The sequence below is a fragment of the Inhella sp. genome, from assembly GCF_041912635.1.
Lineage (GTDB): Bacteria > Pseudomonadota > Gammaproteobacteria > Burkholderiales > Burkholderiaceae_C > Inhella.
Genome location: NZ_JAYRMO010000008.1, coordinates 46,846 through 62,853, shown reverse-complemented (window position 1 = coordinate 62,853; position 16,008 = coordinate 46,846). Strand labels below are relative to the sequence as shown.

Sequence of the window (16,008 nt, the reverse complement as noted above, 5' to 3'; positions counted from 1 at the left end):
CATTGCGAGGATTTGCAACGCTGACCAGCGCCCCAAGCGGCCGCCGTGCCGACCCCGCCGATGGGCGGACAAGCTCTCTAGGACTCTCCTTACGCCGGTACGAACCGGATCAAGTTCTCGGGTTTGACGTTGCAGCCGTCATCTCAGCCCGGTGTTCCGGGTCGGAGCTTCGTTGAAATCAGCGGCCAGTCGAAAGCGGCTTCCGGCTAGGCGCGGCGCGCAGCCGGGCCAGGGCCCCGGCGAGCACCGAAACGACGCGGGAGGTCGCTTCTCGGCTGGCTGCGTCAGCGAAGTTCCGACCCGGGACACCAACAGGGCACCCCGGAGCGGACGCGCAGTGTAGTCACAGCGCCATGACGATCGTGCGCAGGATGGGCGCTGCCTACACTGCCGGCCCCTCATCTGGAGCCCCCCTTGTTCCCCCTGCGTCTGCTGGCATGTAGCGCCACCCTGTTCGGCGCCAGCGCCGCCCTCGCCAACGGCAGTGGCAGCGCGGTGCAAGCCGCCGGAGACGCCTTCGGCACCAGCGTGGGCCGCGAGACCATCGGCCTTTACAACAGCAGCAGCGTGCGCGGCTTCTCGCCCACGGCGGCGGGCAATGTGCGCATCGATGGCCTGTACTTCGATCAGGTCTGGAGCCTGAGCGCGCGCCTGCGCAGTGCCAGTGTGGTGCGCGTCGGGCTCACCGCCCAGGGTTTCGTGTTCCCGGCGCCCACCGGCATCGTGGACCACCAGCTGCGCCGGCCCGGCGAAGTGGGCAACGGCCTGGTGATGGCCACGGTGGACCACTGGGGTGGCCGCGTGCTGGACGTGGATTTCACGCAGCCGCTGAACGGTCAATTCGCGCTCAGCGGCGGCACTTCGCTGATCCACACCGAGTACGGCAACGGCACCGACAGCAATGCCTGGAACGCCAGCATGGCGCTGTGGTGGCGGCCCGATGCCGACACCGAGGCCATGGCCTTCTTCTCGCGCCACGACACCACGCACGACCAGATCGGCCCGCAGCTTTCCACTGCCACGCCCGGCCTGCCGCCCTTGAGCACGCCGCGCCGCTTCGACGGGCCGGACTGGGCCACGTACTCGGGCGTGGGCCTGAACCGTGGCGCGCTGCTGCGGCACCGCTTCAGCCCGAGCTGGGAGCTGCGCGCCGGGCTGTTCCATTCCGAGTTCGACGACCGCCAGTCGGTCACGCATTTGCTGCTGGACGTGCAGCCCGATGGCCGCGGCCGCCGCCTGTTGATCGTCGACCCGCCCAGCCGCGTGGCGGCCGACAGCGGCGAGCTGCGCCTCTCCTGGACCTTTGGCGCGGGCGACTGGCGCCAGCGCCTGCACGCCCAGGCCGCCGGCCGCCTACGCGAGCGCCGCAACGGCGGTTCGCAGACCCTGGACCTGGGCCCCAGCCGCATGGGCGAGCCCGTCACACTGCCGCAGCCCGCTTTCCAGTTCGGCGCGCGCACCCGCGATGAAGTCGATCAGCACTGGCTGGGTCTGGCCTACGAGCTGCGGCATGGCCGCCAGTTCGAGGCCAATGCCGGCCTGCAGCGCAGCAGCTACCGCAAGCGCTTCGCCCGCCCCGGCCAGGCCGAGGTGGAAGACCGCGCCCAACCCTGGCTCTACAACCTCAGCGGCGCCTGGCATCTGGCGCCCAGCCTGGTGGCCTACGGCGGCTTCACGCGCGGGCTGGAAGAGAGCGGCATCGCCCCCGGCAACGCCAGCAACCGCAACCAGGCCCTGCCCGCCATCCTGACGCGCCAGCTCGACGCCGGCCTGCGCTGGCAGCTGGCGCCGCGCCTGCGCCTGGTGGCCGGGCTGTTCGATGTGCGCAAGCCCTACTTCAATCTGGACGCCGCGCAGCTCTACACCCAGCTCGGCGATGTGCGCCACCGCGGGCTGGAACTCTCGCTGGCCGGCCAGGCCTCGGCCGAGGTGCGCGTGGTGGCCGGCGCGGTGCTGATGCAGCCCGAGGTGCGCGGCGAGGCCGTACGCCTGGGCCGCGTGGGTTCGCGCCCGGTCGGCCAGGCCGAGCGCGTGCTCAAGCTCAACGCCGTTTGGACGCCCAAGGTACTGGGTGGTGTGAGCTTCGATGCCGGCGTTTCGCACACCGGCCCCATGGCCGCGACGCGTGACAACGCCGTCGAATTGCCGGCCCTGACCGAGCTGGACCTTGGCCTGCGCTGGCCGCTGCAGATCGGCACGCGCCCCATAACGCTGCGCGCGCTGCTGACCAACGCCACGAACAAGCGCAGCTTCGAGCTGCGCGGGGCGGGCAGTTATGCGGAACGGCCGGGGCGACTGCTGGCGGTCAGCCTGAGCAGCGCCTGGTGATCAGAAGACGGCACTGAGCCCCAGCGCCAGGCCCTGGGTGCTGGCGCGCAGCTTCACGACCTCCGTGGCGATCGGCGTGCCGTTGAGCGCCAGGGTGGGCAGTTGGGCGTCGCGGAAATCGACGACCTGCAGGCGGTAACCCAGCTGGACGGACACGTTGTTGACGCCGCGGATGGCCCCCGGGCCGAGCAGGCGATAAGCCAGGCCCATCTCGGCCAGCGTGTACTGCGCCTTCGTCTTGACGGTCTGGCCAAACAGCTGCGAGGTCTTGAAGCGCCCCGGGCCATAGCCCAGATTGGCGAACAGGGAGAGTCGCTCCTCCAAGGGCGCACTGGCGCTGAGCCCCAGCAGCGTGCCCACGCCCTCCTGCTTGCCGGTGGCCCCCAGCAGCGCCTGGGCCTCGGGCGAAGTGGTAGGCGCGAACTTGCCCCACTTGCGGATCAGGGACATCGCCAGGCTCGGGGTCAGCTGGTAGCTGAGGCCGATGTCATGCTCGCTGCGGCGGAAGGAGCCGCCGGCCACCTGCCCCGACGCCGCGGTATTCACCTGCGGCAGCACCGACACGAAGCCCCCGAAGCTGCCCACACGCACACCCAGTGTGGTGATGGGCACGAGGTCCGAGGCCGTGATGCTCTTGGCGGAGGTGCGCAGCACCGGCGTGGACGAACCCGGCGGGAGCGTGACCGCTGCGTCCACCACGTTCGCTTCGAACGCCGCCATCCACAGGCGCTGGCTGCCGAACAGCAGCCAGTCGCGCGCCGGCGCCTCTTCAGCCTGTGCCGAGGCACCGGCCGTCATCAAGCCCGCGAGGCAAAGCCTCGCCCACTTCGTGCCGAACACGACTCGCATGAACACCCTTTCGCTACTGCCACCCTGAAAAACCGGCGCGGAGCGCGCCGGCAACGAATCAGAACGCGGGCACCACCACCGGGCGCGCCGCCTTGTCCACCGTGCCGTTCTTTTCGGCCGTCTTCTGCTGTGCGCGCTCGCTGCCTTCCTTTTCCAGCGCAGTGATGCGCTGGCGGTACTCCTGCAGCAGCTGGCGCAGTTCGGACATCTCGCCGTCACGCAGCTTGGCCTCGCGGCGCAGCTGCTCGATACGCGCCGGCTCGCCCGTGCCCGCGCTCAGGCGCGCGTTTTCGCTTTCGAGCTGGCGCATGCGCTCCATCGCCTCTTCGCTGCGGCGTTTCAGCTCGGCGAGCTGGGTCGAGGCCTTGGCGTCATTGCATTCGGCCAGGCACAGCGTGCCCGAGTAGGAGAAGCTGCGATAGGGCACCTGCTTGAACCCGTATAGCTGCCGCGCCTCGTCCTCGACATCGGAGGCCACCTGTTGCAACAGCTCGCTCAAAGGTACGCCCGGGTGCTTCAGATGGGCCAGCAGGTGCTTGGTGAACAGGCCATTGCGCCCGCGGCCATCCAGCGCCTCTGCGCCGGGGGCGGTGGCGTAGACGAGCAGGCTGCCAACCGGCGGGTCCACGCGCGCCAGGCCGCGGCTGAGTTGCAGCCGCCCCTGGCCGGCCAGCGGGTCGCTGCGGCAGGCGTCCAGGATGATGATGTTGGGCGCACTGCGCGCGTCTTCGAGTACGCGCAGCACATGGCTGAGGCTGAGGGAATCGTCTTCCAGCTCCAGCTGGCTGCCCGGCTCCAGTTGCACGGGCAGCAGGAAGTTGTCGCCGCGCGACTGGATGGCATGGCCGGCGTAATAGAACAGGGCCGTGGTGCCCGGGCCCAGCTCGGCCGCGAACTGGCGCAGCAGGCGGCGGAACTCGGCACGGTCCGGCACGTTGGTCTGGCAGGTGGCGGCAAAACCCAGCGCACGCACGGCCGCACAGAGATCCTCGGCATCGTTGCCGGCATTTCGCAGCGGCGTCAGCTGGCTGTAGGTCGCATTGCCAATCACCAGAGCCACGCGCTTGCCTCCGAGGGTCGAAGGCTTGGTCCACTTCAGGTCGCGTACGGGTGGCACGGCGGGCGCGGCGGAGCGGGTCTCCTGTGCCCAGGCCATACCGGCGCCCAGGCCTGCCGCCAAGGCGACACAGCACAACAAACGCGAACTCCAACGCGACGGCCCCATGGGCTTGGCCCCTTCCCTGCGGTGGCTTGGCTCGGCGGAGTGTATCGAGGCGTTACCGCGCCACGCCCCCGGTTCTGGGGGCGGATTTGCCATGAGAAAGGGCAGCCCTTGGCTGCCCTTGTTGGATTCCCCTCGAACGGGAATCAGGGGTACAGACCGCGCTCCTCACGCGCCTGCAGCACCCGCGTGCAGGCCACCGTGAAGGCCGCCGTGCGCAGCGGGATCTTGTGCAGTTCGCTGGTTTCCCAGATGCCCTTGAAGGCGCCGATCAGGATCTTGTCGAGGCGCAGATTGATTTCGTCTTCGGTCCAGAAGAACGAGCTGAAGTCCTGCACCCATTCGAAGTAGGAGACCGTCACGCCGCCGGCGTTGGCGATCACATCGGGCACCACCACGATGCCGCGCTCGGCCAGCACGGCCTCGCCGTCCGGCGTGGTCGGGCCGTTCGCGCCTTCCAGGATCAGGCGGGTTTGGATGCGCTTGGCGCGTTCTTCGTTGACCTGGCCTTCCAGTGCGGCCGGGATCAGCACGTCGGTCTTCACATCCCAGAAGTTCTCGTTGGCGATCGCGTCGGCGCCCTTGAAGCCTTCCACGCCGCCGCGCTTGGCCACGTGGTCGAGCAGGTCCTGCATGTCGACACCGTGCTCGTTCTGGATGGTGCCGGTGTGGTCCTGCACCGCGACGATCTTGGCGCCGTTGGCGGCGAACAGCTTGGCGGCGATCGAGCCCACATTGCCGAAGCCCTGCACGGCCACGCGCGCGCCTTCCATGTTGATGTTCAGACGGCGCATGGCTTCACGGCCGACGACGAACACGCCACGGCCGGTGGCGGCCACGCGGCCCAGCGAGCCACCCAGCGGGATCGGCTTGCCGGTGACGACGCCGGTGGCGGTGGCGCCGACGTTCATCGAGTAGGTGTCCATCATCCAGGCCATGATCTGGCCATTGGTGTTGACGTCGGGCGCGGGGATGTCCTGCTGCGGGCCGATGATGATGCCGATCTCGCTGGTGTAGCGACGCGTCAGCTTTTCCAGCTCCTTGTTGCTCAGCATCTTGGGCTCGACGCGGATGCCGCCCTTGGCGCCGCCGTAGGGCAGGTTCACCGCGGCGTTCTTGATGGTCATCCAGGCGGACAGGGCCATCACCTCTTCGAGCGTGACATCGGGGTGGTAGCGCACGCCGCCCTTGCCGGGGCCGCGGGTCAGGCTGTGCTGCACGCGGTAGCCCTCGAAGTGGCCGATGCTGCCGTTGTCCATCTCGATGGGGATGTCCACGATGAGCGCGCGCTTGGGGCGGCGCAGGGTCTCGACCCAGCGCGCCAGATTGCCCAGATAGGGCTCCACCGCGTCGATCTGGCTCAGATAAGTGCCCCAGGGCGAGTTGCGCGTGGGCGAAACAAAAGACAGGTTCGGCATGATGCCTCCGAAGAATTTTTAGTGGGGCGCACGGTAACTCGAAGAAACCTTGTATGGACAAGTGAACCGACGCCGCTTGGGCATCCCCTCATGCGGGCCGCGCATCGAGGGCCCCGGGACTTGTTCCAGGTCAACCGATGGAGCCGCTGGCCGCCCCGTAGACTGGCTCCATCCCCTCAGCTCCGAGCCCTCCATGGACACCCACGAGTTCGGCGATCCGCGCAATCTGGCCCCCTATCTGCGCTTCATGGTGCTGAACCAGGCCTCGGACCTGTTCCTCTCGGTCGGCTCGCCGCCGGCGGTCAAGATTCAGGGCGTGGTGCGGCCGCTCAAGCTGCCGCCGCTGAACTCGATGCAGGCCAAGGCGCTGGCCTATTCGGTGATGCGCGAGGCGCAGATCCGTGAATTCGAATCCACGCTGGAATGCGATCTGGCGACCAACTTCGAGGGCCTGGGGCGCTTTCGCTTCAACGTCTTCATGCAGCGCGGCGAGGTCTCGCTGGTGGCGCGCTACATCAGCGCGCAGATCCCCTCGCTGGAAGACCTGCAGCTGCCCACGCACCTGAAGGAGCTGGCCCTGATCAAGCGCGGCCTGGTGCTGTGCGTGGGTGCGGCCGGTTCGGGCAAGAGCACCACGCTGGCCGCGTTGGTGGACTGGCGCAATCGCAGCACGCCGGGGCACATCCTCACCGTGGAGGACCCGATCGAGTTCGTGCACAACCACAAGCTCTCGGTGGTGGACCAGCGCGAAGTCGGGCTGGACACGCACAGCTTCGAAGAAGCCCTTCGCCACGCCATGCGCGAGGCGCCCGACGTGATCCTGATCGGCGAGATCCGCGACGAGCAAACCATGCGCCACGCGCTGGCCTATGCCGAGACCGGGCATCTGTGCCTCTCCACCCTGCACGCCAACAACGCCAACCAGGCCATCGACCGGGTGCTGAACTTCTTCCCCGAGGCCGCGCGCCATCAGGCACTGCTCGATCTCTCGCTCAACCTCAAGGGCGTCATCGCCCAGCGCCTGCTGCCCGACCTGCAGGGCGGGCGCGTGCCCGCCGTCGAGGTGTTGCTGCAGTCGGCCCATGTCTCCGACCTGATCCTCAAGGGCAATGTGGACGCGCTGAAGGACGCGATGGCGCACAGCAACGAGCTGGGCATGCAGACCTTCGACCAATCGCTCTACCAGCTCTACCGCGCCGGCAAGATCAGCCTGGAAGAGGCGCTGAACAATGCCGACTCGCGCACCGACCTCTCGCTGCGCGTGCGCCTGACCTCAGGCGCCTTGCCCGACGCGTCGGGGCTGGAGGTTCGCTGAGCGAGGGCAACGCTGCAAACGCGCTCCACAGGGGTTTTGCAGCGTTGCCCTGGATCAAGCCAAGCTTGCCGTAAGCGGCCCCGGGTGCCGCTTACCATCGGCCGGCCCATGACCAGCCTGGACCTCGCCCTGCTCTACCTCGTGGCCGCCGTGCTTGGCGTGGTGGCCTGCCGCAGCCTGAAGCTGCCGCCCATGCTGGGCTATCTGGCCGTGGGCGTGCTGATCGGGCCCAACGCGCTGGCGCTGACCAAGGATTCCGCCGGTCTGCGCTACCTGGCCGAGTTCGGCGTCGTTTTCCTGATGTTCGCCATCGGCCTGGAGTTCAACCTGCCCAAGCTGCGCGCCATGCGCGCCGTGGTGTTCGGCCTGGGCCTGCTGCAGGTGCTGCTGACGCTGCTGGGCGCCGTGCTGGGCAACGAGCTGCTGGCCCTGGTGTTCGGCTGGATGGGTGTGAAGTGGGAACTGGGCTGGGCCGGCGCGCTGGTGTTGGGGGCCTCGATCGCCATGAGCTCCACAGCCATCCTCGTCAAGCTGATGGCCGAGCGCCTGGAACTGGAGAGCGAGCATGGCCGGCGCGTGATGGGCGTGCTGCTGTTCCAGGATCTGGCCGTGGTGCCGCTGCTGGTGCTCATCCCCGCCCTGGGCGCGAGCGCCAGCGACATGGCGCAGGACCTCGGCTGGGCCGGGCTCAAGGCCATCGTCGTGCTGGGCCTGCTGCTCTGGGGTGGCCAGAAGGGGATGCGCTGGTGGCTGACCCTGGTGGCGCGACGCAAGAGCGACGAACTCTTCATCCTCAACCTGCTGCTCGTCACCCTGGGCTTGGCCTGGCTGACCGAGCATGCCGGCCTCAGCCTGGCGCTGGGCGCCTTCGTGGCCGGCATGCTGATCTCCGAGACCGAGTTCAAGCACCAGGTGGAAACCGACATCCGGCCCTTCCACGACGTGCTGCTGGGCCTGTTCTTCATCACCATCGGCATGAAGCTCGATTGGCAGCCGGTGGTGCAGCAGTGGCCCCTGGTGCTGATGCTGCTGCTCGGCCCCACGCTGGCCAAGTTCCTGCTGGTGGCGGCGCTGGCCAAGCTGCTGGGCGCGCCCTCGGGGGTGTCGCTGCGCACGGGTCTGTACCTGGCGCAGGCGGGTGAGTTCGGCTTCGTGCTGTTGGGTCTGGGCGCCGCCAAGGGCCTGGTGGCGCCGCAGTGGGAGTCGCCCGTGCTGGCGGCGATGGTGCTCTCGATGCTGGTGACGCCGCTGATCGTGATGTACAGCAACCGCATCGTCATGAAGCTGTCCAGCAGCGACTGGCTGCTGCAATCGGTGCAGCTCACCACCATCGCCAAGAAGGCCTTCAAGAGCGACGCCCACGTCATCATCTGCGGCTTCGGGCGCAGCGGCCAGAATCTGGCGCGCCTGCTGGAGGCCGAGCGCATTCCCTATATGGCACTGGACCTGGACCCCGACCGCGTGCGCCAGGCGGCCGCCGCGGGCCAGTCGGTGGTGTTCGGCGACGCCGCCCGTCCCCAGGCCCTGATGGCGGCCGGCCTGAACCGCGCCAGCGCGGTGGTCATCAGCTACCACGACACCCCCTCGGCCCTGAAGGTGCTGCGCCAGATCCGTGCGCATGCGCCCAAGGTCCCGGTGGTGGTGCGCACCGTGGATGACGCCGACCTCGACAAGCTGCGCGCCGCCGGCGCCACCGAGGTGGTGCCCGAGGCCATCGAGGGCAGCCTGATGCTGGCCAACCACGCGCTGGCCCTGGTGGGCGTGCCGATGCGGCGCGTGCTGCGCATCACCCAGCAGGCGCGCGACGCCCGCTACAGCCTGCTGCGCGGCTACTTCCACGGCGCTGACGACGACCTCAGCGACGACCGCGAGCAGGTGCGCCTGCGCCCCTTCACCCTGCCCGTGGCCAGCGAGTGGGCTGGCCAGACCGTGGCCGACCTGCTGCTGCCGGCGCAAGGGCTGGCGCTGGTTTCGCTGCGCCGCGCCGATGGCGTGGTGGTCGCCGCCCAGGAAACCACCCTGCTGCAGGGGGGTGACACCCTGGTGCTGAGCGGCACGCCTGAGAGCCTGGGCCGCGCCGAGGAACGATTGCTGAAATGACCCGCCGCCGCCTCTACCTCATGCGCCACGGCGCCGTGAGCTACTTCGACCCCGTGAGCGGCGCGCCGCTGGCGGCCGAGACCGTGCCGCTGACGACCGCCGGCCAGGATCAGGCGCGCGCGGCCGGTCTGCTGTTCGCGGCCCAGAACGTGCGCTTTGATCGCGTCGTTTGCTCCGGCCTGCCGCGCACGCGCCAGACGGCCGCCGCCGTGCTCGGCGAACTGCCCGGCCCGCAGCCGGCCATCGAGGAAGTGCCCGCCCTGCGCGAGATCCACGGCGGCCGCCTGCGCGACATCGCGCCGGCAGAGCTCGACGCCGTCTTCACCACGCTGCAGCGCGGCCCGCTCACGGACGACACCCGCTTCCTGGGCGGCGAGAGTCTGGGCGAGCTGTGGGCGCGCGCCCTGCCCGCCGCGCAGAGCCTGCTGGCCGAACCCTGGGACTGCGCCCTGTGGGTGCTGCACGGCGTCGTCAACGCCGCCTTGCTCAGCCACTGGGTCAGCGGCGGTCAGCGGCTCGTGCTGCCCGGCTGGCAGCAGGACCCGGCCTGCATCAACATCGTCGACCTCGGCGGCCCGGGCGACGCGTTGCTGCGTGCCGTCAACCTCAATGCGCAGGATCTGCTGCGCCCGCAGGAGCGCCTGAGCACGATGGAGAAGTTGCTGGCGGACTTCCGGCGCGCGCGCGGTTGAGTTATTTGCCGATGCAAAAGCGCCCGAAGATTTCCCCGAGCAAGTCATCGGCCGTGAACTGACCGGTGATGGCACTCAGCGCCTCGTGCGCCAGGCGCAGTTCTTCCGCCACCAGGTCCAGCGCCGGCAAGCGCACCTGCGCTTCAGCCTGCTGCACATGCTCCAGCGTGGCGCGCAGCGCGCGCACATGGCGCTCGCGGGCGATGAACAGGCCCTCCGGCACCGATTGCCAGCCGGCGCGCTGCAGCAGCTCGCGGCGCAGCGCATCCAGCCCCGCGCCGCTCTTGGCCGAAAGGCTCAGGGCACCGTCCGGCGCGGCCGCGGCATCGGCCTTGTTGTAGACGTGCAGGAGCCGCGCCTCCAGGTGCGCAGCATCGTCATGCGCGGCCAGCTGGGCGCGGATGCGTTCGTCCTCGCGCTGGTAGTCGGGCTCGTGCAGGCGCGTCAGGTCGTGCAGGAACAGCACCACATCGGCCTTGGCGATCGACTCCCAGCTGCGCGCCACGCCGATGCGCTCGACCTCGTCGCTGGCCTCGCGCAGGCCGGCGGTATCGACGATGTGCAGGGGCACGCCCTCGATCTGGATCTGCTCGCTGACACGGTCGCGCGTGGTGCCGGGGATGGGCGTGACGATGGCCAGCTCGGCCCCTGCCAGCGCGTTCAGCAACGAGCTCTTGCCCACATTGGGCTGGCCGGCCAGCACCACCTGCAGGCCGTCGCGCAACAGCGCGCCCTGGCGCGTGCGCGCGAGGATCTGCGCCAGGCGCTGCTGCAAGCCGCCCAGCTGGCCGAGCACGTTCTCCTGCTCGACGAACTCGACGTCCTCTTCCTCGGGGAAGTCCAGCGTGGCCTCGACAAACATGCGCAGATGGATCAACGCATCGCGCAGCGCATTGACCTCGGTGGAGAGCGCGCCATCCAGCGCACGCGCGGCGCTGCGCGCGGCGGTTTCGGTGCTGGCGTCGATCAGGTCGGCCACGGCCTCGGCCTGGGCCAGGTCGAGCTTGCCGTTGAGGAAGGCGCGCTGGGTGAACTCGCCCGGCTCGGCCAGGCGCGCGCCCGGCAAGGCTTCCAGGCAACGCGCCAGCAGCAGCTGCAGCAGCACCGGGCCGCCGTGCGCCTGCAGCTCCAGCACCTGCTCGCCGGTGTAGCTGTGGGGGGCCGGGAAGTGCAAGGCCAGGCCGTGGTCCAGCACCGTGCCATCGGCCGCGCGCAGCGGCAGGTAGTGGGCGTGGCGCGGCTTGAGCGCCTGACCGCAGAGCGCCTGGATCAGCGCATCCAGCGGCTCACGCGCCGAGACGCGCACGATGCCCACCGCCCCACGCCCGGGCGCGGTGGCGATGGCGACGATGGGATCCTGGTGGCGCGCGAGCATCTCTGGATTGTCCGGAATGAAAAACGCCGTGCGGTTGAGACACGGCGTTTGGGGTGTTGGCGCGGGGGAAGGTCCGCAGCCGTTCCTCGTGGAACCCTGCAAGCACCTGGCGACCGCTGCGGACCGCCTTTCTTCGGGCGTCCTGCGGTGGCACGCCCCGCATGGGGTGGATTAAAGGCGCAGCGGGCCCGCGCCTCTACCCCCCGAGCGCGGGTTCACCCCGCGAATGCGTGAACTAGTTCTGCACCCCGAGCTGCTTGTTGATCATCCATTGCTGGGCGATCGACAGCAGGTTGTTCACCAGCCAGTACAGCACCAGGCCGGCGGGGAAGAAGAAGAACATCACGCTGAACATCAGCGGCATGATCCACATCAGCTTGGCCTGCATGGGGTCCGGCGGGGCCGGTTGCAGCCAGACCTGCAGCAGGCTGGAGAGCGTCATCAGCGCCGGCAGCACGAACCAGGGATCCTTGGCGCTCAGGTCGGTGATCCAGCCGATCCAGGGCGCATGGCGCATCTCGACGGTGGACAGCAGCACCCAGTACAGCGCAATGAAGAAGGGGATCTGCAGCAGGATGGGCAGGCAGGAACCCAGCGGGTTGACCTTCTCTTCCTTGTACAGACGCATCATTTCCTGCTGCATCTGCTGCGGCTTGTCCTTCAGGCGCTCGCGCATTTCCATGATGCGCGGGTTCACCTTTTTCATCTTCGCCATCGAGCGGTAGGCGCTCGCGTTCAGGCTGTAGAAGGCGACCTTCAGCAGCAGCACCAGGATGACGATGGCCCAGCCCCAGTTGCCGATCAGGGCGTGGATCTGGTCCAGCAGCCAGAACAGCGGCTTGGCCAGGATGTGGAACCAGCCGTAGTCCTTCAGCAGGTCCAGGCCCTTGGCCAGCGCGGCGAGGTTCTTCTCTTCCTGCGGGCCGACGAACAGCACGTCATCGGCCACCACATTGGCACCCGGCGCCACCTGGGCGAGCGGATGCACCACGCCCACGGTGTACAGATGCGGCGCGATGCGGCGCGCATAGAACTCGCGCGGGCCATCGGCCGTGCGCAGCCAGGCGCTGGCGAAGTAGTGCTGCACCATCGCCACCCAGCCGTCCTGGGCGACGCGCTCGCCCTCGAAGGGCTTCTTGTCCAGGTCGGTGTAGGCGACCTTGGTGTACTTGATCTTGTCGTGATAGATCGCGCCGCCGGTGAAGGTGCCGGTGCCGAAGGCGGCCGGGCCACCGCCTTGCAGCTGGCTGCCGTCGCGCTGCAGCTGCAGATAAAGCTGCGGCTTGACCGGCGCCGCGCCGACGTTCTGCACCTCGTGACGCACCTTGATGGCGTAGCTGCCGCGTTCGAAGGTGTAGGTCTTGATGAGCTTCAGGCCGGCCTGCTCGGGGGACTCGAAGCGCACATTCAGCTGCTGCGCGCCATCGGCCAGCTTGCGCTCGGCCGAGACCAGACGCATCACCGTGGTGTGGTTTGGCGCCCCCGGCACATCCACCAGGCCGGATTGCGCGGCATAGAAGCGCTGGCGCTCCAGCACCTTCATGGGCGAGCGCTCGGGCGTGTCGTCGCCATGCTTGAGCAGCTTCAGCTCCACCAGGCTGCCGCCCAGGGTGTCGAAGCTGGCGCTCACGAGGTCGGTGTCGATCTGCACCAGCTCGCCCTGCGCGGGCACCGCGGCAGCAGGTGCGGCACCGGGCGCCGGCGCGGGCTGGGCCGGGCTACCCAGCTGGGCCGCGGCCTGCGGCACGCCCGAAGCGGGCGGTGCGGCGGCGGGCTGGGTGGCGGCGGTGGGCGGCGTCGGGGCAAACATCGACGGGCGGCCGTTGTGGCGTTGCCAGCCGTCCCACAGCAACAGCAGGGACATGGAGAACACCACCCAAAGCACGGTGCGGCGGATGTCGGTCATGGGTCTTGGCTTGGGGAAGAGAAAGTGGGACGCCCCCGCAGGCCGGTGAACAGGCGCGGGGGCTGCGCCGGGACGGGGTCATGCCCGCCCAGGCAGAAGGGGTTGCAACGCAGGATGCGGCGCGTGGCCAGGTAGCTGCCCGCCAGCCCGCCATGGGCTTCGAGCGCCTGCAACGCGTAGTTTGAGCAGCTCGGGCTGTAGCGGCAACCGGCATTGAGCCAGTGGCTGAACAAGAGCTGGTAGCCCCGCACCAGCGCGCGCAGGCCCCGCTGCAGCAGCGAAGCGGGCGCTTTCATGGCGCAGCCACCTTGGGCTTGCCACCCGCCGGCCGGGGGTTCAGCGCGCGCCGCCACAGCAGTTGCAGGTCTTCGCGCAGCGCCAGGCGCAGCGGCTCGGAGCGGGCGCTGGGAAATTGCTTGCGGTCGATCGGACTGCGCAAGCGCAGCACCCACAAACCCGCCGGCAGCGGCTGGGCGCTGCCCAGCTGTTCGGTGAGGCTGGCACGCCCGAGGCGCTTGACCAAGTTGCGCGTCACCGCACGCCGCGCCAGCCGCTTGGGCACCACCAGCCCGAGCCAGCGGCCGCTGGGGTTTTCACCGAGCCCATCCACAACCCTGTGCCCATCCGGTGGGCAGGCTGTGGATAACTTGTGCGCAGCCGGTTGAGAAGGCGCATCGGCCAGAAAATGCAGGGCGAACCAATGCGAACGAGCGCGGCTGCCTGCTTGCAGCACGCGCTCGAAATCGGTCGCCCGGAGGATGCGGCCCAGCTGGGCAGCCCTGGGATCGGGAGCGACCATTGCCGCCCCGCAACGTCGGCTGAAAGCCGACTTAGACGCCCAGGCGCTTGCGGCCCTTGGCGCGGCGCGCGTTCAGGACGGCGCGGCCACCGCGGGTGGCCATGCGCACCAGGAAACCGTGAGTGCGAGCGCGACGGACCTTGGAGCCTTGATAAGTGCGTTTCATGATGGATCACCTTCTGCGTCGTGGTCTGCACGCACCAGACAGCCTGGCGGGCACGGACGACGGGATTGACAAGCCGCGCACCGCATGGCGCCCCATTTCTGGAGCCCGCCACACGGCAATGCGCTAGGAAATGCCGAGCAGGCGTTTGCACACCCGTCCGGCGAAAAGCCCGCGATTACACCAGCAAGTGCACAGCCCCGTCAAGCTGCGCCATGGCGCCCAGCGCCCATGCGGGCCACCGCCCGCTGTGGATAAGCCTTGCCAGAACGGTCCGGACGCATAGAATCCGCCCCCTTCAAAAGAGACTTATCCACAATGTCCGCAGACGCCCTGACGGGTCTGACCGGAACCACGGGGGGCAGCGCCGCGGCGCTGGCTGGGCCCGTGCCGGTCCCGCCCGCCGACCCCTCCGACCTGCCCGAACTGTGGCAGCGCGGCTGCGAGCGCTTGGCCACCGAACTGCCCGAACAGCAGTTCAACACCTGGATCCGCCCCCTCCCCGCCGCCGAGTTGTGCCGCGCCGAGGACGGCCTGCGCGCCCGCCTGAGCGTGCCCAACCGCTTCAAGCTGGACTGGATCCGCGCCCAATACGCCAGCCGCATCGAGACCCTGCTGGGTGAGCTGGCCGGCGAGCCCGTGCGCCTGGAGCTGAGCGTGGCCGCGCAGCCGCCGCGCACCCTGCCGGTGCGCGCACCCCAGCCCGGCGGCAGCGCGCCGCACGCCGCCACCCCCTCTGCGCACCCCGCCCAACCCGCGGCCGCGGGCGCACCGGTGGCCCCCGCCGGCACCTGGGGCGGCGCCACCGCCGTGGCTCCCAGCAACCGCCTGAACCCGGCGCTCACCTTCGACACCCTGGTGCCCGGCCGCGCCAACCAGATGGCCCGCACCGCCGCCCTGCACGTGGCCGGGGCGCCGGGCGCCATGTACAACCCGCTGTTCATCTACGGCGGCGTGGGCCTGGGCAAGACGCATTTGATGAACGCCGTCGGCAACCAGCTGATGAAGGACAAGCCGGACGCCCGCGTGCTCTACCTGCACGCCGAGCAGTTCATCACCGACGTGGTGAAGAACTACCAGCGCAAGACCTTCGACGAGCTGAAGGCCAAGTACCACTCGCTGGACCTGCTGCTGATCGACGACGTGCAGTTCTTCGCCGGCAAGGAACGCACCCAGGAAGAGTTCTTCAATGCCTTCGAGGCCCTGCTGGCCAAGAAGGCGCACATCATCATGACCTCGGATACCTATCCGAAGGGCCTGGTGGACATCGACGAGCGCCTGACCAGCCGCTTCGACTCCGGCCTGACCGTGGCCATCGAGCCGCCCGAGCTGGAGATGCGCGTCGCCATCCTGATGCGCAAGGCCGAGCAGGAGGGCACGCAGATGCCCGAAGACGTCGCCTTCTTCGTGGCCAAGAACGTGCGCGCCAATGTGCGTGAACTGGAAGGCGCGCTGCGCAAGGTGCTGGCTTACTCGCGCTTCAGCGGCAAGGACATCAACATCCAGCTCGCGCGCGAAGCGCTCAAAGACCTGCTCTCGATCCAGAACCGCCAGATCGGCGTCGAGAACATCCAGAAGACGGTGGCCGACTTCTACAAGATCAAGGTCGCCGACATGTACAGCAAGAAGCGCCCGGCCAGCATTGCCCGGCCGCGCCAGATTGCGATGTACCTGGCCAAGGAGCTAACGCAGAAGAGCCTGCCCGAGATCGGCGACCTCTTCGGCGGCCGCGACCACACCACCGTGCTGCACGCGGTGCGCAAGATCGGTGGCGAGCGCCAGAAGGACACCGAGCTGAATCAGCAGCTGCACGTGCTGGAACAGACCTTAAAGGGCTGAAC

At 68.9% G+C, this 16,008-nt stretch carries 13 protein-coding genes and 1 riboswitch; of the genes, 5 read left to right on the top strand and 8 right to left on the bottom strand.

From position 1 onward, the window contains the following. Positions 1–69: 69 nt before the first annotated feature. Positions 70–174, bottom strand: a riboswitch (TPP riboswitch). Positions 175–414: 240 nt separating this feature from the next. Then, positions 415–2,328: a TonB-dependent receptor domain-containing protein gene (locus ACE3QP_RS06510; protein WP_374434574.1), complete on the top strand. Its 1,914-nt coding sequence runs from the start codon at positions 415–417 to the stop codon at positions 2,326–2,328. On the opposite strand, the gene ACE3QP_RS06505 is transcribed toward ACE3QP_RS06510, so the two are convergent. From ACE3QP_RS06505 to ACE3QP_RS06495, 3 genes are all read right to left on the bottom strand, one after another. Next, entirely contained in the window at positions 2,329–3,126 is a 798-nt protein-coding gene (locus ACE3QP_RS06505; RefSeq protein ID WP_374434572.1) for a hypothetical protein, read from the bottom strand. A gap of 109 nt (positions 3,127–3,235) precedes the next feature. Beyond that, positions 3,236–4,333, bottom strand: a complete 1,098-nt coding sequence (locus ACE3QP_RS06500; protein WP_374434570.1) for a caspase family protein — start codon at positions 4,331–4,333, stop codon at positions 3,236–3,238. Positions 4,334–4,545: 212 nt separating this feature from the next. After that, entirely contained in the window at positions 4,546–5,817 is a 1,272-nt protein-coding gene (locus ACE3QP_RS06495; RefSeq protein ID WP_374434568.1) for a Glu/Leu/Phe/Val dehydrogenase, read from the bottom strand. Between the two features lie 193 nt (positions 5,818–6,010). Here ACE3QP_RS06495 and ACE3QP_RS06490 point away from each other — a divergent pair, with 193 nt between their 5' ends. The 3 genes from ACE3QP_RS06490 to ACE3QP_RS06480 all read left to right on the top strand — a co-directional run bounded on the left by ACE3QP_RS06490 (position 6,011) and on the right by ACE3QP_RS06480 (position 9,924). Continuing rightward, positions 6,011–7,132, top strand: coding sequence for a PilT/PilU family type 4a pilus ATPase (locus tag ACE3QP_RS06490; protein WP_374434566.1), 1,122 nt, complete (start codon positions 6,011–6,013; stop codon positions 7,130–7,132). 108 nt (positions 7,133–7,240) lie between these two features. Next, positions 7,241–9,232 (top strand): cation:proton antiporter, encoded by a 1,992-nt coding sequence (locus tag ACE3QP_RS06485; RefSeq protein ID WP_374434564.1) that lies wholly within the window; start codon positions 7,241–7,243, stop codon positions 9,230–9,232. After that, positions 9,229–9,924, top strand: a complete 696-nt coding sequence (locus ACE3QP_RS06480) for a histidine phosphatase family protein (RefSeq protein ID WP_374434562.1) — start codon at positions 9,229–9,231, stop codon at positions 9,922–9,924. The genes ACE3QP_RS06485 and ACE3QP_RS06480 overlap by 4 nt, the downstream gene beginning before the upstream one ends. 1 nt (position 9,925) lies before the next feature. Here the strand turns inward: ACE3QP_RS06480 and mnmE are convergent, their stop codons facing one another. From mnmE to rpmH, 5 genes are all read right to left on the bottom strand, one after another. Beyond that, the gene (gene mnmE / locus ACE3QP_RS06475; RefSeq protein WP_374434560.1) at positions 9,926–11,299 is read right to left on the bottom strand and encodes a tRNA uridine-5-carboxymethylaminomethyl(34) synthesis GTPase MnmE; all 1,374 of its coding nucleotides are present in this window, start codon (positions 11,297–11,299) and stop codon (positions 9,926–9,928) included. 235 nt (positions 11,300–11,534) lie between these two features. Next, positions 11,535–13,205 carry a membrane protein insertase YidC gene (yidC, locus tag ACE3QP_RS06470; protein WP_374434558.1) on the bottom strand — a complete coding sequence of 557 codons (1,671 nt, stop codon included), beginning with the start codon at positions 13,203–13,205 and terminating at the stop codon, positions 11,535–11,537. Continuing rightward, positions 13,202–13,501: a membrane protein insertion efficiency factor YidD gene (gene yidD / locus ACE3QP_RS06465; protein ID WP_374434556.1), complete on the bottom strand. Its 300-nt coding sequence runs from the start codon at positions 13,499–13,501 to the stop codon at positions 13,202–13,204. The genes yidC and yidD overlap by 4 nt, the downstream gene beginning before the upstream one ends. Beyond that, entirely contained in the window at positions 13,498–14,004 is a 507-nt protein-coding gene (locus tag ACE3QP_RS06460; protein ID WP_374434555.1) for a ribonuclease P protein component, read from the bottom strand. Before ACE3QP_RS06460 ends, yidD begins: the two co-directional genes overlap by 4 nt. Positions 14,005–14,035: 31 nt before the next feature. After that, positions 14,036–14,170, bottom strand: coding sequence for a 50S ribosomal protein L34 (rpmH, locus tag ACE3QP_RS06455; protein WP_198113685.1), 135 nt, complete (start codon positions 14,168–14,170; stop codon positions 14,036–14,038). 315 nt (positions 14,171–14,485) lie between these two features. On the opposite strand from rpmH, the gene dnaA reads away from it, so the two are divergent. Then, positions 14,486–16,006 (top strand): chromosomal replication initiator protein DnaA, encoded by a 1,521-nt coding sequence (gene dnaA, locus ACE3QP_RS06450; RefSeq protein ID WP_374434553.1) that lies wholly within the window; start codon positions 14,486–14,488, stop codon positions 16,004–16,006. Positions 16,007–16,008: the final 2 nt, after the last annotated feature.

Coding starts and splice junctions, on each gene's coding strand:
- ACE3QP_RS06480 (WP_374434562.1), top strand. CDS start 9,229: ATGACCCGCCGCCGCCTCTACCTCATGCGCCACGGCGCCGTGAGCTAC.
- yidD (WP_374434556.1), bottom strand. CDS start 13,501: ATGAAAGCGCCCGCTTCGCTGCTGCAGCGGGGCCTGCGCGCGCTGGTG.
- rpmH (WP_198113685.1), bottom strand. CDS start 14,170: ATGAAACGCACTTATCAAGGCTCCAAGGTCCGTCGCGCTCGCACTCAC.
- dnaA (WP_374434553.1), top strand. CDS start 14,486: ATGTCCGCAGACGCCCTGACGGGTCTGACCGGAACCACGGGGGGCAGC.
- ACE3QP_RS06505 (WP_374434572.1), bottom strand. CDS start 3,126: ATGACGGCCGGTGCCTCGGCACAGGCTGAAGAGGCGCCGGCGCGCGAC.
- yidC (WP_374434558.1), bottom strand. CDS start 13,205: ATGACCGACATCCGCCGCACCGTGCTTTGGGTGGTGTTCTCCATGTCC.
- ACE3QP_RS06460 (WP_374434555.1), bottom strand. CDS start 14,004: ATGGTCGCTCCCGATCCCAGGGCTGCCCAGCTGGGCCGCATCCTCCGG.
- mnmE (WP_374434560.1), bottom strand. CDS start 11,299: ATGCTCGCGCGCCACCAGGATCCCATCGTCGCCATCGCCACCGCGCCC.
- ACE3QP_RS06490 (WP_374434566.1), top strand. CDS start 6,011: ATGGACACCCACGAGTTCGGCGATCCGCGCAATCTGGCCCCCTATCTG.
- ACE3QP_RS06495 (WP_374434568.1), bottom strand. CDS start 5,817: ATGCCGAACCTGTCTTTTGTTTCGCCCACGCGCAACTCGCCCTGGGGC.
- ACE3QP_RS06500 (WP_374434570.1), bottom strand. CDS start 4,333: ATGGCCTGGGCACAGGAGACCCGCTCCGCCGCGCCCGCCGTGCCACCC.
- ACE3QP_RS06485 (WP_374434564.1), top strand. CDS start 7,241: ATGACCAGCCTGGACCTCGCCCTGCTCTACCTCGTGGCCGCCGTGCTT.